The organism is Actinospineispora acaciae DSM 45401 (genome assembly GCF_000620785.1).
Lineage (GTDB): Bacteria > Actinomycetota > Actinomycetes > Mycobacteriales > Pseudonocardiaceae > Pseudonocardia > Pseudonocardia acaciae.
Window position 1 is genome coordinate 171,222 of the sequence record NZ_JIAI01000008.1, and the last position, 15,255, is coordinate 186,476.

A 15,255-nucleotide genomic window follows, 5' to 3' on the forward strand; every position below is an offset into this window, starting at 1 on the left:
AGCGGATGCGGGTCTTCAACGGGGTTGACGAGCTCAAGGCCGCCGTCGGCAGCCACGTGGGCACCAGCGACTGGGTGACGGTGGACCAGAAGCAGATCGACGGCTTCGCCGACGCCACCGGCGACCACCAGTGGATCCACGTCGACGCGGAGAAGGCCAAGGCAGGCCCGTTCGGCACCACCATCGCGCACGGCTTCCTCACCCTGTCCATGACACCGATCTTCGGTTCCCAGACCTACCGGGTGGAGAACGTCAAGATGGCGATCAACTACGGGCTGAACAAGGTGCGGTTCACCTCTCCGGTGCCCGTCGGGAGCCGGCTGCGCGGCAGCTACGAACTGCTCTCGGTGGACGACGTGCAGGGCGGCGTGCAGGTCGCGAACAAGGTCACCATCGAGATCGAGGGCTCGGACCGTCCGGCGTGCGTCGCCGAGACGCTGGTCCGGTACTACCTGTAAGGAGCGGGAACGAATATGCGGGATGCGGTGATCTGTGAGCCGTTGCGGACCCCTGTCGGTGGGTTCGGCGGCTCGCTGCGCGATGTGCCGGCGCACCAGCTGGCGGTGACGGTGGCGCGCGAGCTGCTGTCCCGCACCGGGCTGCCCGGCGACGCGGTGGACGACGTGATCATGGGCAACTGCTACCCGACCATGGACGCGCCGGCGTTCGGCCGGGTGGTGGCGCTGGACGCCGGGCTGCCGGTCACCGCCACCGGCCTGCAGCTGGATCGCCGCTGCGGCTCCGGGCTGCAGTCCGTGCTGGTCGCCGCCATGCAGGTGCAGACGGGCGCCGCCGACGTGGTGCTGGCCGGCGGGGCGGAGTCGATGTCCTCGGCGCCGTTCTACTCCAGCTCCATGCGCTGGGGCGTCAAGGGCGTTCCCAGCGTCGAGCTGCACGACGCGCTGGCCAGGGGCCGGGTCACGGCCGGTGGGGTGAACCACCCGGTGCCCGGCGGCATGCTGGAGACCGCCGAGAACCTGCGCCGGGAGTACAACATCCCCCGCGACGAGCAGGACGAGCTCGCGCTGCGCAGCCACCAGAAGGCGGCGGCCGCGGCGGCGGTCGGGGTGTTCGCCGAGGAGATCGTGCCGGTCACGGTGCGCGGGCGGCGCGGCGACACGGTCGTCGACTCCGACGAGCACATCCGCCCGGACGCGTCCCTGGAGTCGCTGGGGAAGCTGCGGGCGGTGCTCGGCCGCAACGACCCCGACGCCACCGTCACCGCCGGCAACGCCTCCGGGCAGAACGACGGCGCCGCCCTGTGCGTGGTCACCTCCCCGGACCGGGCCGCCGAGCTCGGGCTGCGGCCGCTGGCCCGGCTGGTGTCCTGGGCGGTGGCCGGGGTGCCGCCGGCCACCATGGGCATCGGGCCGGTCCCCGCCACCGAGCGCGCGCTGGCCCGCGCCGGGCTGAGCCTCGCCGACATGGACCTGATCGAGCTCAACGAGGCGTTCGCCGCCCAGGTCCTGGCCTGCACCAGGGAGTGGGGCCTCAAGCCGCTGCAGGACGACCGGTTCAACGTGCACGGCTCGGGGATCTCGCTGGGCCACCCGGTCGGCGCCACCGGCTGCCGCATCCTCACCACCCTGGTCCGCGAGCTGCACCGCCGTGAGGCACGCTACGGATTGGAGACCATGTGCATCGGCGGCGGACAGGGCCTGGCCGCCGTGTTCGAGCGGACGAGCTGAACCCCGGCTAAACATGCTTCCACAACCACTGCGGTGAACGGTCACCCAGGAGCGCCGAACGGTCGGGTGACCTGAAACACTCTACGGTCGCCTGACGTTAATCCCCATGTAAGTAGTCGGGGAGGGGGCGCAAGGTGAACCGAGGGATGACCGAACTACTCAATCGCCGGGAGCTGGCACTGCTGCACGCGGTGGCCGACCACCGCTGCGAGCTCGTGCGTGGACCGGAGCCAGTGATGTTCGTCGACGGCCGGCTGTTCTGCGACGCCGACGCCGGGCGGCGGCTGGTGTCGGCCGGGCTGGTGGCCCAGCCGGGCCTGGGCACCGGGCGCTGGCCCGCGCGCCTGACCGAAGCCGGCCAGGCCGAGCTCGCCCGCGCGGGCACCCGCTAGGAACGTTCCGCGAGTCGGGCGCGCGGGCACACCGAGTCGTGCGTCCGGGCACACGGCCGCGCACGACGGCGGCCCACCACGGCTGTCCACCACGGCGGCCCGCCACGGCATCGCGGCGGGGCGCGTCAGCCGGCGTCGAACCGGGGCGCGCGCTTCTCCCGGAGCGCTGCGACGCCCTCCTGGACGTCGGCCAGACCGAAGCCGTAGAACTCCATGGCCAGCGAGGCGTCGAACGTCGGCCCGGCCTGCCGGTACCAGTGGTTCAGCGCGTTCTTGGTCCAGCGGGTGGCGGTCACCGAGCCGGCGGCCAGCCGCTGGGCGACCTCCAGCGCGCGAGCGGTCAGCTCGTCGTCGTCCACGCACAGCGAGACCAGCCCGATCCGCTCGGCCTCCTCGCCGGTCAGTGCCTCGCAGGTGAGCAGGTAGTACTTGGCCTTGGCCATGCCGCACAGCAACGGCCAGCAGATCGCGGAGTGGTCGCCGGCCGCCACGCCAAGCCGGGTGTGCCCGTCGACGATCTTGGCGCGGCGGCCGGCTATGGACACGTCGGAGAGCAGCGCCACCGCCAGCCCGGCACCCACCGCGGGCCCGTTGATCGCCGACACGATCGGGGTGTCGCAGTTCACCAGGTTGTAGACCAGGTCCTTGGCCTCCTGGAACACCCGGGTACGCACCACCGGGTCGGCGGCCATCTCGGTCACCATGTCGAACGAACCGCCGGCCGAGAACGCCTTCCCCTCGCCGCGCACCAGCACCGCCCGCACGCTCCGGTCACGGTGGATCACCGGCCAGACGTCGGCCAGCTCGGCGTGCATCGCCTCGCTCACCGCGTTCAGGTTCGGGCCGTCCAGCACCAGCTCCAGCACCCCGTCGGCGGGCCGCGAGAACCGCAGGCTGGAGAACCCGGCATACCGGTCGGTCATGGTCAGTCCCTTCGCGCGAGCGGATGCCGGTGATCGGCCGGCCGCACCATCCTGGGCCCGCGCCCCCCATCGGGCCACCCCGGCTCCCAAAGTTCCAAGCCAACCGCCACCGACGGCCGCTGAAATGAACGGCATGGATCAGTTCGAGCTACCCCGTACGTACGTGCACCTGAACGCGGACGGCGCCACCGCGCTCCTCGACGGCCCCGAGCTGTGGCGTCGCCCGCCGGCCGAGCTGGACGCCATGCTGACCGGCTGGCTGGTCGCGAGCTTCCCGATCGAGCCGAGCGACGGACCGGGCCACCGCGAGATGCACCCGAACGGCGACGAGCTGCTGCACGTGACCGCCGGCGCGACCGACGTGCTCCTCTCCGACGACGCGGCAGGCGGCGAGCGCACCGTCACGCTGCACGCCGGCCAGACGTTCCGGGTCCCCAAGGGCACCTGGCACCGGCTGCGCGGCCGGGAAGCGGGCACCCTGGTCACCATCACCTACGGCCACGGCACCCAACAGGGTTAACCGGGCGGCAAAACGCTTGAGACGTGGCGGCCGTCACGGCGTAGCGTCGAGGCATGGCTGTCGAGCTGAACCACACGATCGTGGCCAGCCGGGACAAGGCGTCCTCCGCGACCTTCCTGGCCGACCTGCTGGGCCTGCCCGCACCGACCCGGTTCGGGCCGTTCGAGGTGGTGCAGGCGTCCAACGGGGTCAGCCTGGACTTCATGGACGCCGACGAGGTCCACCCGCAGCACTACGCGTTCCTGCTCACCGAGGCCGAGTTCGACGAGGTGTTCGGGCGGATCAAGGAGCGCAACCTGGACTACTGGGCCGATCCGATGCACCACCAGCCGAACGAGATCAACACCAGGGACGGCGGCCGGGGCGTCTACTTCGACAGCCCGGACGGCCACTACCTGGAGATCCTCACCCGCCCGTACGGCAGCGGCGGGTAGCTCGACGACCGAGCGGGACGCCCACACCGCAAGTACGGTGCCGGACGTGACCTACTCCACAGTCGAAACCGAGCGCGACGGCTCGATCCTGCTGGTCAGGCTCAACCGACCGGACCGGCTCAACGCCTACACCAACGTCATGCACGACGAGCTGATCGACGTCTACGACAAGGCGGACGCCGACGACGAGGTCCGCGCGATAGTGGTCACCGGCGCCGGGCGGGCCTTCTGCGCGGGCGCCGACCTGGGCCGGGGCGGCGCCACCTTCGCCCGCGAACACAAAGACGAGCCGCACCGCGACACCGGCGGCATGCTCAACCTGCGCACCTACCAGTGCACGAAGCCGCTGATCGCCGCGATCAACGGCCCGGCCGTGGGCGTCGGCGCCACCATGACCCTCCCGATGGACATCCGGCTGGCCGCCGACACCGCGAAGATCGGCTTCGTGTTCGCCCGCCGGGGCATCGTGGCCGACGGCTGCGCGAGTTGGTTCCTGCCCAGGGTGGTCGGCATCGCCAAGGCGCTGGAGTGGACGCTCACCGGCCGGGTGTTCGACGCCGCCGAGGCCCACGCCGCCGGCCTGGTGCGCAGCGTGCACCCGGCGGACGAACTGCTGCCCGCCGCCCTGGACCTGGCCAGGGAGATCGCGGAGAACACCTCGGCGGTGTCGGTCACGCTGAACCGCCAGCTGATGTGGCGGATGCTCGGCGCCGACCACCCGATGGCCGCGCACGAGGTGGAGTCGCGCACGCTGGAGCACGTCGGGCGCGGCCCGGACGCGCGCGAGGGCGTCGAGTCGTTCCTGGAGAAGCGCCCACCGCGCTACCCCGGCCGGGTGCCCAGCGACCTGCCGGACTTCTACCCCTGGTGGGACGAGCGCCCCTTCACCCCGCTGCCCTAGGCCCAAGACCGACGGACGCGCTATGCCGGGCACGCCACCGTGGCAGTGCGAACCGGCATGGTCGGATCGGGTTCGCGCGCGGGCGGCCGCCATACGCTGGCGGCCATGCGGATCGGCCCCCTGACGGATGCGCTGCGCCGGGAGTTTCGAGGGCGGCTGATCCTGCCCGGCTCGGCGGAGTTCGAGCAGGCCCGGCGGGTGGCGAACGGGCGCGTCGACAAGAGCCCGGCGGTCATCGCGCGCTGCGAAGGCACCGACGACGTGGTCGCCGCCGTGCGGTACGCGCGGGAGGCCGAGCTCCCGCTGGCCGTGCGCTCCGGCGGACACCACGTGGCCGGTTGGGGCACCATCGACGGCGGGCTGCTCATCGACCTGTCCGCGATGAAGCGCGCCCGGGTCGACCCGGCGGCGCGCACCGTGACCGCCGAGCCGGGCCTGACCACCGCCGAGTACGACCGGCGGACCCAGCGGTTCGGGCTGGCCAGCCCGTCGGCGCACCTCGGCGGGGTCGGCATCGCCGGCTTCACCCTCGGCGGCGGGATCGGCGAGCTGACCCGGCAGTACGGTCTGGCCTGCGACAACCTGGTCGCCGCCGAGGTGGTCACCGCCGAGGGCGAGGTGCTGACGGCCAGCCGGACCGAGCGCCCCGACCTGCTCTGGGGCCTGCGCGGCGCGGGGGCGAACTTCGGCGTGGTCACCGCGTTGACCAACCGGCTGCACCCGGTCGACCGGCTGGTGGGCGGCCCGCTGGTGCACGCCGCCGAGGCCGCGGCCGGCTTCCTCCGCGCGGTGGCCGACTGGCTGGCGCGGGCGCCCGACACGGCGGCGATGTCGGTGGTGCTGTGGACCACGCCGCCGCTGCCGTTCCTGCCCGAGGCGGTCCACGGCGTTCCTTCGGTGCTGGCCCTGCCGACCTGGTTCGGCGCACCGGCCGCGGCGGATGCGGCGCTGGCCGAGGTGCGTCGGTTCGGCGCGCCGCTGTCCGACCGGGTCGGCCCGATGAGCTACCTGGAGTACCAGGGCCTGATCACCGAGCCGCCGCACGTCAGGCAGCTGCACCAGTACACCCGGATCGAGCTGATGCCCGAGCTGGACCCCGGCGTGATCGACAAGCTCGTCGAGGAGTGGCTGTCCTCACCGGCCGGCGTGACGGTGGTGCTGAACGGCCTCGGCGGGGCGTTCGGCCGGGTGGACGGGTCGGACACCGCGTTCGGGCACCGCGCCGCCCGCTGGATGGTCGAGGTCGACGCCCGATGGCGCCCCGACGAGGATCCCGCCCGGTACCTGCACGCCGCATGGCGCCTGATCAGCCCGCTGTCGCCCACCTCGCTGGGCCCGTACGCGAACCAGCTGGTCGAGCGCGCGCCGGAGCTGGTGCGCGCCAGCTACGGCCACGCCAACCACGACCGGCTGGTGGCCCTGAAGACCCGCTACGACCCGGACAACGTGTTCCGGCACAACGTCAACATCCGGCCCTCCTAGGGCTGCGAGAGGACGCTCCTGACGAACTCCGCGCGCGCCCGCAGGGACTCCTCACCCATCAGCCGGAAGATCGACGTCCGCCGCTCCGGGGGCGTCGCGAGGGCGGTCTCCAGGTGCTCCAGCACGCCGGACGCGGCGTACTCCTGGGTCTGGAACGAGACGCTGGCGTTCTCGAACCGGGTGGGCCAGTCGAGGTCGAGCCGCAGCTTGACCTCGAGCACGGCGCCGAGCGGGTGGTTCTCGAACCGCTCCGGCCGCACCAGCAGCTCGCGCAAAGCGGCCGCCGTGCCCGGGCCGTGGATGCCGCCGCACACCACCGCCCGGTGCCGGCCGTCGACGCTCCACGGGTTGCGGGCCAGCGTGACCACGGCGAAGTCGTTGGAGCCGTAGGTGATCTGGGCGTGGTGCTCCTGGTCGGCCGGGTCGAGGATGCCCAGGCTGCGGAACTTGTTCATCATCGCCTTCGCGGTGGACCCGGCGAGCACCCGGTGCGCGAGGGCGGCGGCGGTGGGCACCAGCGGGCGCAGGTTCTCGTCCAGCCGCTCCAGCACGGCCAGCTCGTCGAGCCGGGTGACGCCCTCGACGCTGCCCGCCTCGCGGGCCAGGTCCCAGAAGATGGACGCGAACGTCTCGTCCTGCATCCGATCGTCGGCGCGGAACTCCTCGTCGCGGCGCGCCACGTCCTCGTCGATACGGAACGGGAAGACCGCGTCGCTCTCGTTCAGGATCCGGGCACCCCAGTTCACCGCCGGGCTGCCGATGACGAGCAGGTTCCGGTTGGCCACCTCCGGCATGGACTCCAGGTAGTCGGTCGGCATCCGCAGCAGCAGCTTGTCCGAGCGGATGACGGCGTTCTCCATGTGGCACCCCAGCGCGCTGAGGTACATGGCGTCGGTGGTCGAGCCCGAGTAGATCAGGCAGTCGGCGGCGCTCTTCGCGCGCAGCTCGCGGCGGTCGCCGAGGATGACCGTCAACGGGTCGTCGCCGGGGAAGTCCGCCAGCGAGCGCAGCGGACCCTTGGTGCCTCGGCTCGCCCTGGTCGTCGACCGCCCGAGGCGTTCGAGAGCGGCGTCCAGCAGCCGCGACTCCGCCGGCCCGTCGTGCTCCGCCCTGGCGATCATCCAGTCGGTCAGCCACTCCGCGAACTCGTCGGCGTCGGCCGGGTCGCGCAGGATCTCGAACAGTTCGACCAGCACCGTGAGCCCGGGTATTTCCCGTCCCTTTTCGAAGCTGCTGATCTGCTGCGGATGGCGGGCCGGCGAGAATTGGTGCGCCAACCATTTCTGCGTCGGCGGCCCGCCGTCCGAGGGACGAGCCCGCTCGCGCGCCTGCCTGAGCCGCGCAGCCAGGCGTTGACCAGCGACATCACGAGGTTGACGGCCGGTCGCCCGGATAACCATGGCACGCTCCCCGACGGACTCATGTGTGAGGAATGACCGTACCAAGAAGTAACGTTGTCCTGACGGGCGTTTCGTAATGCGTTGCGATGAGCGAATGCCCGTACTCAAGCCACCGCTTGGCGGGCGCCGGGAACGAACGCCAACCCCGTGATTGACCCGCCGGTCACTTGCGCAAAAGCCTGAGCGCCTCCGAACAGAGGGAGGAACGGCAGATGCTCGGTTACGTCATCGCCTCGGGTGTCCTCGTCATCGCGCTGCTCGTCGCGCTCGCCGTGATGGCCGACCGAGGCGCCCAGGCAGCGGCCTGGAAACGCATCGCCGAGGAGCGCCGGTGGAACCACGACCGGCTCAAGAGCGCAGGACGCCGCGCGCGATGATCAGCTGCTGGATCTGGCTGGTGCCCTCGTAGATGCGGAACAGCCGCGCGTCGCGGTAGAAGCGCTCCACCGGGACCCCGCGCATGTAGCCGGCGCCGCCGTGCACCTGCACCGCCCGGTCCGCCACCCGCCCGACCATCTCGCTGCAGAAGTACTTCGCCGTGGCCGGCCCGACGTTCGTGTCCGTACCCGCATCGAAGTCCGCCGCCACCGAACCGACCAGCGCGCGCCCGGCCCGGTAGTCCGTCACCAAGTCCGCGACCATGCCCTGGACCAACTGGTACGCACCGATCGCGCGCCCGCCCTGCTCGCGCGTGCGGGCGAACGCGACCGTCTCGTCCACCAGCCGCTCGGCCATCCCGACACACAGCGCCGCGATGTGCAGCCGCCCGTGCGCCAAACAACGCATCGCCGTCACAAACCCCGTGTCCACCCCGGCCTCGCCGCCGACCAGCGCGTCGCCGGGCACCCGCACGTCGTCCAGGTACACGTCCGCGGTCCAGGCGCCGAACTGGCCCATCTTCTGGTCCTTCGGCCCGACCGACAGCCCGGCCGCCGCGCGCGGCACCAGGAACGTGGAGATCCCCCGGTTCGCCGGAGCGTCCGGGTTGGTGCGGGCGAACACCATGAACACGTCCGCCAGCGGCGCGTTCGTGATGTACCGCTTCGCGCCGTTGAGCACCCAGGAGCCGTCCGGCTCGCGACGGGCGGTGGTCGCCAGTCCGGACGGGTCGGAGCCGGCGTCCGCCTCGGTCAGCGCGAACGAGGCGGTCACCTCGCCGCCGGCCAGCCTGGGCAGCCAGTCGGCGCGCTGCTCGTCGGTGCCGCCCTCGATCAGCACGTGCCCGGCGATGCCGTTGTTCGTACCGAACATCGAGCGCAGCGCCGGCGTGGTGTAGCCGAGCTCGAAGACCAGCCGCACCTCCTGGGCCAGCGGCAGCCCGAGCCCGCCGAACCGCTCCGGGATTGCGAACCCGTAGAGCCCCATCGACTTGCACGCGTCCCGCAGCGCCGCCGGGACCTCGTCCTTCTCGTCGATCTCCGCCTCGACCGGCACCACCCGCTCGCGCACGAACTCGCGCGTCGCCGCCAGCACGTCCCGGAAGTCGGACTCGTCCATGACGGTCAGCGTAGGCGGCACCCGGCCCATAAGTCGGTTGTCGGAATACCGACGGCCGATGCATGGTTGTAACGCACAACTACGTGTACTCGACAAATAGTTCGACGGAGAGTAATCGACGGACGGGGAGAGATCCGTGCGCAGCAGCGAGGTCACCACGCGCGAGCAGGAGCTCGACCGGATCGGCGGCGAGCTATATCGGTTGCTGCGGCAGATGGAGCGGGTGCAAGCTCGCCAGGCCGCGCGGCAGGGCGACGGCCTGGAGCGGGCCACGTACCTGCTGCTGGTTCACCTGGTCAAGGGCGGGCCTCGGCGGCTGGGGGCGCTGGCCGAGGCGGTGCACTCGGACGCGTCCACGGTGAGCCGGCAGGCCGCCACCCTGGTGAAGCTCGGCCTGGTCGAGCGGCGCGCCGACCAGAGCGACGGCCGGGCCAGCCTGCTGGCGGCGACCGAGGCCGGCGAGCGGGTCTTCCAGGACAAGCGGCGGCGGCGCAACGAGATGTTCGCCGAGATGCTCGCGGCCTGGCCGGACGAGGACCGGCGCCGGCTCGGCGAGCTGCTCGCCAGGTTCAACGAGGACTACGAACGGTACTTCCTGGGCCCTGAGGCGCCACAAGCGCCTGGTCACCAGCACGAGGGGGAATCACGATGACCACGACCGCGCCGACGATACCGGCGCAACAGCCGTTACTCACCCAACGGCAGATCCTGACGATCATCGGCGGGCTGATGGCCGGGATGTTCCTGGCCGCCCTGGACCAGACGATCGTGGCCACCGCGATCCGGACCATCGCCGACGACCTGAGCGGGCTGAGCCTGCAGGCCTGGGTGACCACCGCGTACCTGATCACCTCCACGCTCACCACCCCGCTGTACGGCAAGCTGTCCGACCTCTACGGGCGCAAGCCGCTGTTCCTGTTCGCCATCGCGGTGTTCGTGGTCGGCTCGGTGGCCTGTACGTTCTCCGGCTCGATGTACCAGCTCGCGGCGTTCCGGGCGCTGCAGGGGATCGGCGCGGGCGGGCTGTTCTCGCTGGCCCTGACGATCATCGGCGACATCGTCTCGCCCCGGGAGCGGGCGAAGTACCAGGGCTACTTCGTGGCGGTGTTCGCCACCGCGAGCGTGCTCGGGCCGCTGGCCGGGGGCCTGCTGGCCGGCCAGGCGTCGATCCTCGGCATCACCGGCTGGCGCTGGGTGTTCCTGGTCAACGTGCCGATCGGAATCGTCGCGCTGTTCGTCGTCACCAAGGTGCTGAACCTGCCGCACGCCAAGCGCCACCGCAGGGTGGACTGGCCGGGCGCGATCGCGCTGGCCATCGGGCTGGTGCCGCTGCTGCTGGTCGCCGAGCAGGGCCGGGCCTGGGGCTGGGGGTCGACCAGCTCGGTGGTGTGCTTCGCCATCGCGGCGATCGGGCTCGCGCTGTTCATCGCCAACGAGTGGCGCTACGGCGAGGACGCGCTGCTGCCGCTGCGGTTCTTCCGGAACCGGACGTTCGGGCTGGGCACGGCGGCCTGCCTGATCGTGGGCATGGGCATGTTCGGCGGCGTCTCCTCGCTGCCGCTCTACCTGCAGATCGTCAAGGGCGCCACCCCGACCGAGGCCGGCCTGCTCACGCTGCCGCTGATGCTCGGGATCATGTCCATGTCGACGTTCTCCGGCCAGGTCATCTCCCGCACCGGGACGCTGCGGCGCTGGCCGGTGCTCGGCGTGTCGCTGATGATCACCGGGCTGTTCCTGCTGTCGCGGGTGGGCGTGGACACCTCGTTCTGGTGGACCGGAACGTTCATGCTGATCTTCGGCTGGGGCCTGGGCTCGTGCATGCAGACGCTGACGCTGTCGGTGCAGAACGCGATGCCGGCCAAGGACATGGGCGTGGCCACCGCGTCGGCCACGTTCTTCCGGCAGATGGGCGGCACCATGGGCACGGCGGTGTTCCTGTCCATCCTGTTCAGCTCGCTGCCCGACAAGATCGGTTCGGCGTTCCGGGCGGTCGCGCCGACGCCGGCGTTCCAGGCCGCGCTGGTCGACCCGGCGGTGCGGGCGAACCCGGCCAACGAGCCGGTGCTCTCGGCGGTCTCGGGCGGCGGGCTCGGCGGGTTCTCGCTGGAGGACTCGTCGTTCCTCGGCCGGATCGATGGGCGGCTGGCGCTTCCGTTCCTGGAGGGCTTCTCGTCCTCGATGTCGCTGACGCTGCTGGTCGGCGCCGTGCTGCTGATCGCGGCGCTGGCGCTGGTGATCTTCCTGCCGGACGTGCCGCTGCGCCAGGAGTCCGGCATCGAGGCGCAGCGCTCGGCGGCCGCGGCGGCGACTGTCGCGGCGGCGAAGGCGGACGTCAAGGTGGACGGCAAGTCCGACGAGGCGCCGCTGCCGGCCGCGGCGGTCGCCATCAACGAGGTCGACGAGGGACTGCGGGACAAGCTGCTGGCCAACCTGGTCACCGACCTGGACGGCACGCTGGCCACCCTCAAGGTCGCCGAGCGGGCCAGGGACGACGCGCGCCGGGTGCGCCGTGAGCTCAACGAGCACACCAAGACGCTGTTCGACGCCCGCCGCGACCTGGCCCGCCAGGGCCTGACCACCGACCAGGTCAACGAGCTGCTCGACCTCTCGCCGGCCGAGTCCTCGCGAAAGGCCTGATCAGAACCCGTGAGTGGTTAGCGTGGCTATAGCAACGCTAACCACTCACGGGTTGAGCTGCTCCTTGGCGCGGGCCCAGGAGCGCTCTATCTCGTGCTCGGCCTCGGTGCGGCCGACCCACTTGGCGCCCTCGACGCTCTTGCCCGGCTCCAGGTCCTTGTAGACCTGGAAGAAGTGCTCGATCTCCAGCCGGTCGAACTCGGCCAGGTGGTGAATGTCACGCAGGTGTTCCAGGCGCGGGTCGGCGGTGGGTACGCACAGCACCTTGTCGTCGCCGCCCTTCTCGTCGCGCATCCGGAACATGCCGATGGCCCGGCAGCGGATCAGGCAGCCGGGGAACGTGGGTTCCTGGACGAGCACCAGCGCGTCCAGCGGGTCGCCGTCCTCGCCCAGGCTGTCGTCGATGAAGCCGTAGTCGGCGGGGTACTGGGTGGCGGTGAACAGCGTCCGGTCGAGCTTGATGCGACCGGTCTCGTGGTCCATCTCGTACTTGTTGCGGACGCCCTTGGGGATCTCGATCGTGACGTCGAACTCCACGTGACTCGCTGGTCCTTTCACCGGTGGTCGGGTCCGTTTGGGCCCGTCTAGTGTGGGGCACCGGATACCGGCCGGGGAGGGTGGGTGGGTGCGCGCACTGCTACGCCGTATCGCGGGCTGGCTGCGGTTGCCCTGGTCACGTCGGCGGACCGTGATCACCTCGTTGTCGCTGGTGTTGGTGGCCGCGCTCGGCGCCGGGTCCGCGCTGGCCGGGCCGGAGCTGCTGGAGCGGGTCGGGCTGCTGCACCGGGCGAAACCGGCGCCGCCGCCGCCGAGGCTCGCGATGGGGCCGCTGGCGGCCGACGCACCGGCCCCGACCAGCGGCGGGCTGGCCGCCGCGCTGGGCAAGCCGACCAGCGCCGCCGCGCTGGGGAGCCTCACCGGCGTGGTGCTCAACCCGGCCACCGGGCAGGCGCTGTGGTCGCGCAACCCGGACCGGGCGATGACGCCGGGCTCCACCGGCAAGCTGCTCACCGTCGCCGCCGTGCTGCTGACCATGTCCCCGACCGCGCGGCTGACCACCCGGGTGGTGGCCGGCGACAGCCCGGACTCGGTGGTGCTGGTCGGCGGCGGCGACCCCACGCTGTCCGTGCTCCCCTCGGCCACCCGAAACTCCGCGGGCACCACGCCGACCGAATCGGTGTACCCGGGCGCGGCCAAGCTGGACACCCTGGCCGCCGCGGTCCGTGACGCGCTCCCGGGGCCGGTCCGCTCGGTGGCCGTGGACACCAGCCTGTTCTCCGGCCCGGGGCTGGCGCCGGGCTGGGATCCCGCGGACATCGCCGGCGGCTACCTGACCCCGATCGAGCCGCTGATCATGGACGGCGGTCGCAGCAAGCCGGACGAGCTGGACCCGCCGCGCACCCCGACCCCGGCCGCCGACGCGGGCAAGGCGCTGGCCAAGCGGATCGGCGCGGACCCGGCGACGGTCACCGTCAAGACCGCGCGGCCGGGCGCGAAGGTGCTCGCCGAGGTCAGCTCGCCGACCATCGGCGACCTGGTCGAGAACGCCCTGCGGATCTCCGACAACGTGCTCGCCGAGGCGCTGGCCAGGCAGGTCGCCCTGGCCAGGGGCGCCGAGCCGTCGTTCGCCGGCGCCGCGCGGGCGGTGCGCGAGACGCTCACCGAGGCCGGCTTCGACGTCGGCGGCGCGCGGATCATCGACGGCAGCGGGCTGTCCACCGCCGACCAGGTGCCGGCCCGGCTGCTCGGCGAGATCATGACGGCGGCCAGCGGTCCGGCCTCGGACCCCCGGTCGGCCCGGCTGCGGCCGCTGCTGTCCGGGCTGCCGGTGGCCGGCGGTTCCGGGACGCTCAGCAGCCGGTTCGACGTCGGCGACTCGGCGCCCGGCAAGGGGTTCGTGCGGGCCAAGACCGGCACCCTGACCGGGGTGAGCTCGCTGGCCGGGGTGGTCACCGACACCGACGGCCGGCTGTTGACGTTCGCGCTGATGTCCAACGGCACCAACCCGGCGGAGTCCCGCCCGCGCCTGGACGCGATCGCCGCCGCCCTGCGCGCCTGCGGCTGCCGTTAGTGCCGCGACACGAAAGGTTCGGCACGTTTCTCGGCGGCCCAGACGCCGCCTGGCGGCGTTGTCGTCGCCCCAGATACAACCCCGGTATCTGGGGCTCCGAATCAGACGCAGCCTTGCCAGCCGACGCCTGGATCCACCGAATAAACGCACCAACCTTCCATGTCACGGCACTAGCCCAGCACTATGCGTACCGTGGTGGGGTGCCGCCAGAGCCTGCCACCACGTCCGACCCGCCCGACGAGTCGGCGGAGGAGGCGCCAAGGGGCCTGCCGGTGGACTGGGGGCTGGCCGCCCGCACCGCCACCCGCCTGATGCAGCCCGGCCCGACCGTGAGCCAGGCCGAGGCGCTGCGGATCGTGGAGCTGCTGCGGGCCGACGCGGTGACCGCGGAGGGGCACGTCCGGGAGGTCACCGGCCTGGGCGCCGGCCTGCCGCTGCTGCCAGCCGACGTGGTCGACCGCCCGAGCTGGGCATCGGCCGCCGTGGCCGGGATGGCCGCGCTGACCCGCGACGCCAAGCTGCCCGCCGTGCCCGCCACCGCCCGCAAGCTGACCTCCACCACCGCCGGGCTGCAGGCCGGCGCGGTGCTGTCCTACCTGGGCAGCAGGGTGCTCGGCCAGTACGACCCGTACGGCGGGGCGGACGGCGAGGGCCGGCTGCTGCTGGTCGCGCCGAACGTGGTGGCCGCCCAGCAGGCGCTGGACGTGCCGATGGACGACTTCGCGCTGTGGGTGTGCCTGCACGAGGCCACCCACCGGCTGCAGTTCACCGCCGTGCCCTGGCTGCGCGACTACTTCTCCGGCGAGGTGACCGGCTTCCTGTCCGCCGCCGAGACCACCGCCGCCGGGATACTGGAGCGGCTGCCCGGGGTGATCTCCTCCGCGCGCGAGGGCAAGGGCGGCATGGGCCTGATCGAGCTGCTGCAGGGCCCCGAGCAGCGCGCCATGCTGGACCGCCTGCTGGCGCTGACCACGCTGCTGGAGGGCCACGCCGACCACGTGATGGACGCCGTGGGCCCGGCCGTCGTCCCCTCGGTGGCCACCATCCGAGGCCGGTTCACCGCGCGCCGCCGAGGCGGCGGCCTGCTGGACCGCCTGCTCCGCGCCCTGCTCGGCGTGGAGGCGAAGGTCCGCCAGTACGCGGTCGGCTCTGCCTTCACCAAACACGTAGTCGACTCCGTAGGCATGACCGGCTTCAACAAGGTCTGGACCTCCCCCGCCACCCTCCCCACCCGCGCCGAACTCACGGACCCCGACGCCTGGCTCCGCCGCGTCTGATGTGCTCGCACAACCACTCCGTGCGCCGCACAT

At 72.1% G+C, this 15,255-nt stretch carries 16 protein-coding genes; 12 read left to right on the forward strand and 4 right to left on the reverse strand.

The window, feature by feature from the left end; translation table 11 throughout:
* Positions 1–5: 5 nt before the first annotated feature.
* From N912_RS0130950 to N912_RS0130960, 3 genes are all read left to right on the forward strand, one after another.
* Positions 6–458, forward strand: coding sequence for a MaoC family dehydratase (locus tag N912_RS0130950; protein ID WP_028925443.1), 453 nt, complete (start codon positions 6–8; stop codon positions 456–458).
* Positions 459–473: 15 nt separating this feature from the next.
* Positions 474–1,688 carry an acetyl-CoA C-acetyltransferase gene (locus N912_RS0130955; RefSeq protein WP_028925444.1) on the forward strand — a complete coding sequence of 405 codons (1,215 nt, stop codon included), beginning with the start codon at positions 474–476 and terminating at the stop codon, positions 1,686–1,688.
* A gap of 146 nt (positions 1,689–1,834) precedes the next feature.
* Entirely contained in the window at positions 1,835–2,080 is a 246-nt protein-coding gene (locus N912_RS0130960) for a hypothetical protein (protein ID WP_037067496.1), read from the forward strand.
* 125 nt (positions 2,081–2,205) lie between these two features.
* On the opposite strand, the gene N912_RS0130965 is transcribed toward N912_RS0130960, so the two are convergent.
* On the reverse strand, positions 2,206–3,003 hold the full coding sequence (locus N912_RS0130965; protein ID WP_028925446.1) for an enoyl-CoA hydratase/isomerase family protein: 798 nt from the start codon (positions 3,001–3,003) through the stop codon (positions 2,206–2,208).
* 133 nt (positions 3,004–3,136) lie between these two features.
* On the opposite strand from N912_RS0130965, the gene N912_RS0130970 reads away from it, so the two are divergent.
* The 4 genes from N912_RS0130970 to N912_RS0130985 all read left to right on the forward strand — a co-directional run bounded on the left by N912_RS0130970 (position 3,137) and on the right by N912_RS0130985 (position 6,340).
* On the forward strand, positions 3,137–3,523 hold the full coding sequence (locus N912_RS0130970; protein ID WP_169747989.1) for a cupin domain-containing protein: 387 nt from the start codon (positions 3,137–3,139) through the stop codon (positions 3,521–3,523).
* A 53-nt stretch (positions 3,524–3,576) separates the two neighbouring features.
* Positions 3,577–3,957: a VOC family protein gene (locus N912_RS0130975; protein WP_028925448.1), complete on the forward strand. Its 381-nt coding sequence runs from the start codon at positions 3,577–3,579 to the stop codon at positions 3,955–3,957.
* Between the two features lie 46 nt (positions 3,958–4,003).
* Positions 4,004–4,858: a crotonase/enoyl-CoA hydratase family protein gene (locus tag N912_RS0130980; RefSeq protein WP_037067674.1), complete on the forward strand. Its 855-nt coding sequence runs from the start codon at positions 4,004–4,006 to the stop codon at positions 4,856–4,858.
* A gap of 105 nt (positions 4,859–4,963) precedes the next feature.
* Entirely contained in the window at positions 4,964–6,340 is a 1,377-nt protein-coding gene (locus N912_RS0130985) for an FAD-binding oxidoreductase (RefSeq protein WP_051581103.1), read from the forward strand.
* On the opposite strand, the gene N912_RS0130990 is transcribed toward N912_RS0130985, so the two are convergent.
* Positions 6,337–7,536 (reverse strand): hypothetical protein, encoded by a 1,200-nt coding sequence (locus tag N912_RS0130990; RefSeq protein ID WP_028925451.1) that lies wholly within the window; start codon positions 7,534–7,536, stop codon positions 6,337–6,339. The two genes, N912_RS0130985 and N912_RS0130990, sit on opposite strands and share 4 nt — an antisense overlap.
* A 416-nt stretch (positions 7,537–7,952) precedes the next feature.
* On the opposite strand from N912_RS0130990, the gene N912_RS63920 reads away from it, so the two are divergent.
* Positions 7,953–8,117, forward strand: a complete 165-nt coding sequence (locus N912_RS63920; RefSeq protein WP_156994163.1) for a hypothetical protein — start codon at positions 7,953–7,955, stop codon at positions 8,115–8,117.
* On the opposite strand, the gene N912_RS0131000 is transcribed toward N912_RS63920, so the two are convergent.
* A complete protein-coding gene (locus N912_RS0131000) occupies positions 8,089–9,237 on the reverse strand; it encodes an acyl-CoA dehydrogenase family protein (RefSeq protein WP_028925452.1) in 1,149 nt (382 codons plus the stop codon). The two genes, N912_RS63920 and N912_RS0131000, sit on opposite strands and share 29 nt — an antisense overlap.
* 136 nt (positions 9,238–9,373) lie before the next feature.
* On the opposite strand from N912_RS0131000, the gene N912_RS55790 reads away from it, so the two are divergent.
* Together N912_RS55790 and N912_RS55795 are read left to right on the forward strand one after the other, a co-directional pair.
* The gene (locus tag N912_RS55790) at positions 9,374–9,889 is read left to right on the forward strand and encodes a MarR family winged helix-turn-helix transcriptional regulator (RefSeq protein ID WP_064745443.1); all 516 of its coding nucleotides are present in this window, start codon (positions 9,374–9,376) and stop codon (positions 9,887–9,889) included.
* Positions 9,886–11,874, forward strand: a complete 1,989-nt coding sequence (locus N912_RS55795) for an MDR family MFS transporter (RefSeq protein WP_064745445.1) — start codon at positions 9,886–9,888, stop codon at positions 11,872–11,874. The genes N912_RS55790 and N912_RS55795 overlap by 4 nt, the downstream gene beginning before the upstream one ends.
* 45 nt (positions 11,875–11,919) lie before the next feature.
* On the opposite strand, the gene N912_RS0131015 is transcribed toward N912_RS55795, so the two are convergent.
* On the reverse strand, positions 11,920–12,411 hold the full coding sequence (locus tag N912_RS0131015; RefSeq protein ID WP_028925453.1) for an inorganic diphosphatase: 492 nt from the start codon (positions 12,409–12,411) through the stop codon (positions 11,920–11,922).
* An 88-nt stretch (positions 12,412–12,499) separates the two neighbouring features.
* Between N912_RS0131015 and dacB the strand changes: the two genes are divergently transcribed.
* Positions 12,500–13,945 (forward strand): D-alanyl-D-alanine carboxypeptidase/D-alanyl-D-alanine endopeptidase, encoded by a 1,446-nt coding sequence (gene dacB, locus N912_RS0131020; protein ID WP_156994164.1) that lies wholly within the window; start codon positions 12,500–12,502, stop codon positions 13,943–13,945.
* A 200-nt stretch (positions 13,946–14,145) separates the two neighbouring features.
* Positions 14,146–15,222: a zinc-dependent metalloprotease gene (locus tag N912_RS0131025; protein WP_051581047.1), complete on the forward strand. Its 1,077-nt coding sequence runs from the start codon at positions 14,146–14,148 to the stop codon at positions 15,220–15,222.
* The last annotated feature ends 33 nt before the right edge of the window (positions 15,223–15,255 follow it).

What these genes read in the sequence shown, in the direction of transcription:
- N912_RS0130950 (WP_028925443.1), top strand. Translation starts at nt 6, where the DNA reads ATGCGGGTCTTCAACGGGGTTGACGAGCTCAAGGCCGCCGTCGGCAGC.
- N912_RS0130955 (WP_028925444.1), top strand. Translation starts at nt 474, where the DNA reads ATGCGGGATGCGGTGATCTGTGAGCCGTTGCGGACCCCTGTCGGTGGG.
- N912_RS0130960 (WP_037067496.1), top strand. Translation starts at nt 1,835, where the DNA reads ATGACCGAACTACTCAATCGCCGGGAGCTGGCACTGCTGCACGCGGTG.
- N912_RS0130965 (WP_028925446.1), bottom strand. Translation starts at nt 3,003, where the DNA reads ATGACCGACCGGTATGCCGGGTTCTCCAGCCTGCGGTTCTCGCGGCCC.
- N912_RS0130970 (WP_169747989.1), top strand. Translation starts at nt 3,137, where the DNA reads ATGGATCAGTTCGAGCTACCCCGTACGTACGTGCACCTGAACGCGGAC.
- N912_RS0130975 (WP_028925448.1), top strand. Translation starts at nt 3,577, where the DNA reads ATGGCTGTCGAGCTGAACCACACGATCGTGGCCAGCCGGGACAAGGCG.
- N912_RS0130985 (WP_051581103.1), top strand. Translation starts at nt 4,964, where the DNA reads ATGCGGATCGGCCCCCTGACGGATGCGCTGCGCCGGGAGTTTCGAGGG.
- N912_RS63920 (WP_156994163.1), top strand. Translation starts at nt 7,953, where the DNA reads ATGCTCGGTTACGTCATCGCCTCGGGTGTCCTCGTCATCGCGCTGCTC.
- N912_RS0131000 (WP_028925452.1), bottom strand. Translation starts at nt 9,237, where the DNA reads ATGGACGAGTCCGACTTCCGGGACGTGCTGGCGGCGACGCGCGAGTTC.
- N912_RS55795 (WP_064745445.1), top strand. Translation starts at nt 9,886, where the DNA reads ATGACCACGACCGCGCCGACGATACCGGCGCAACAGCCGTTACTCACC.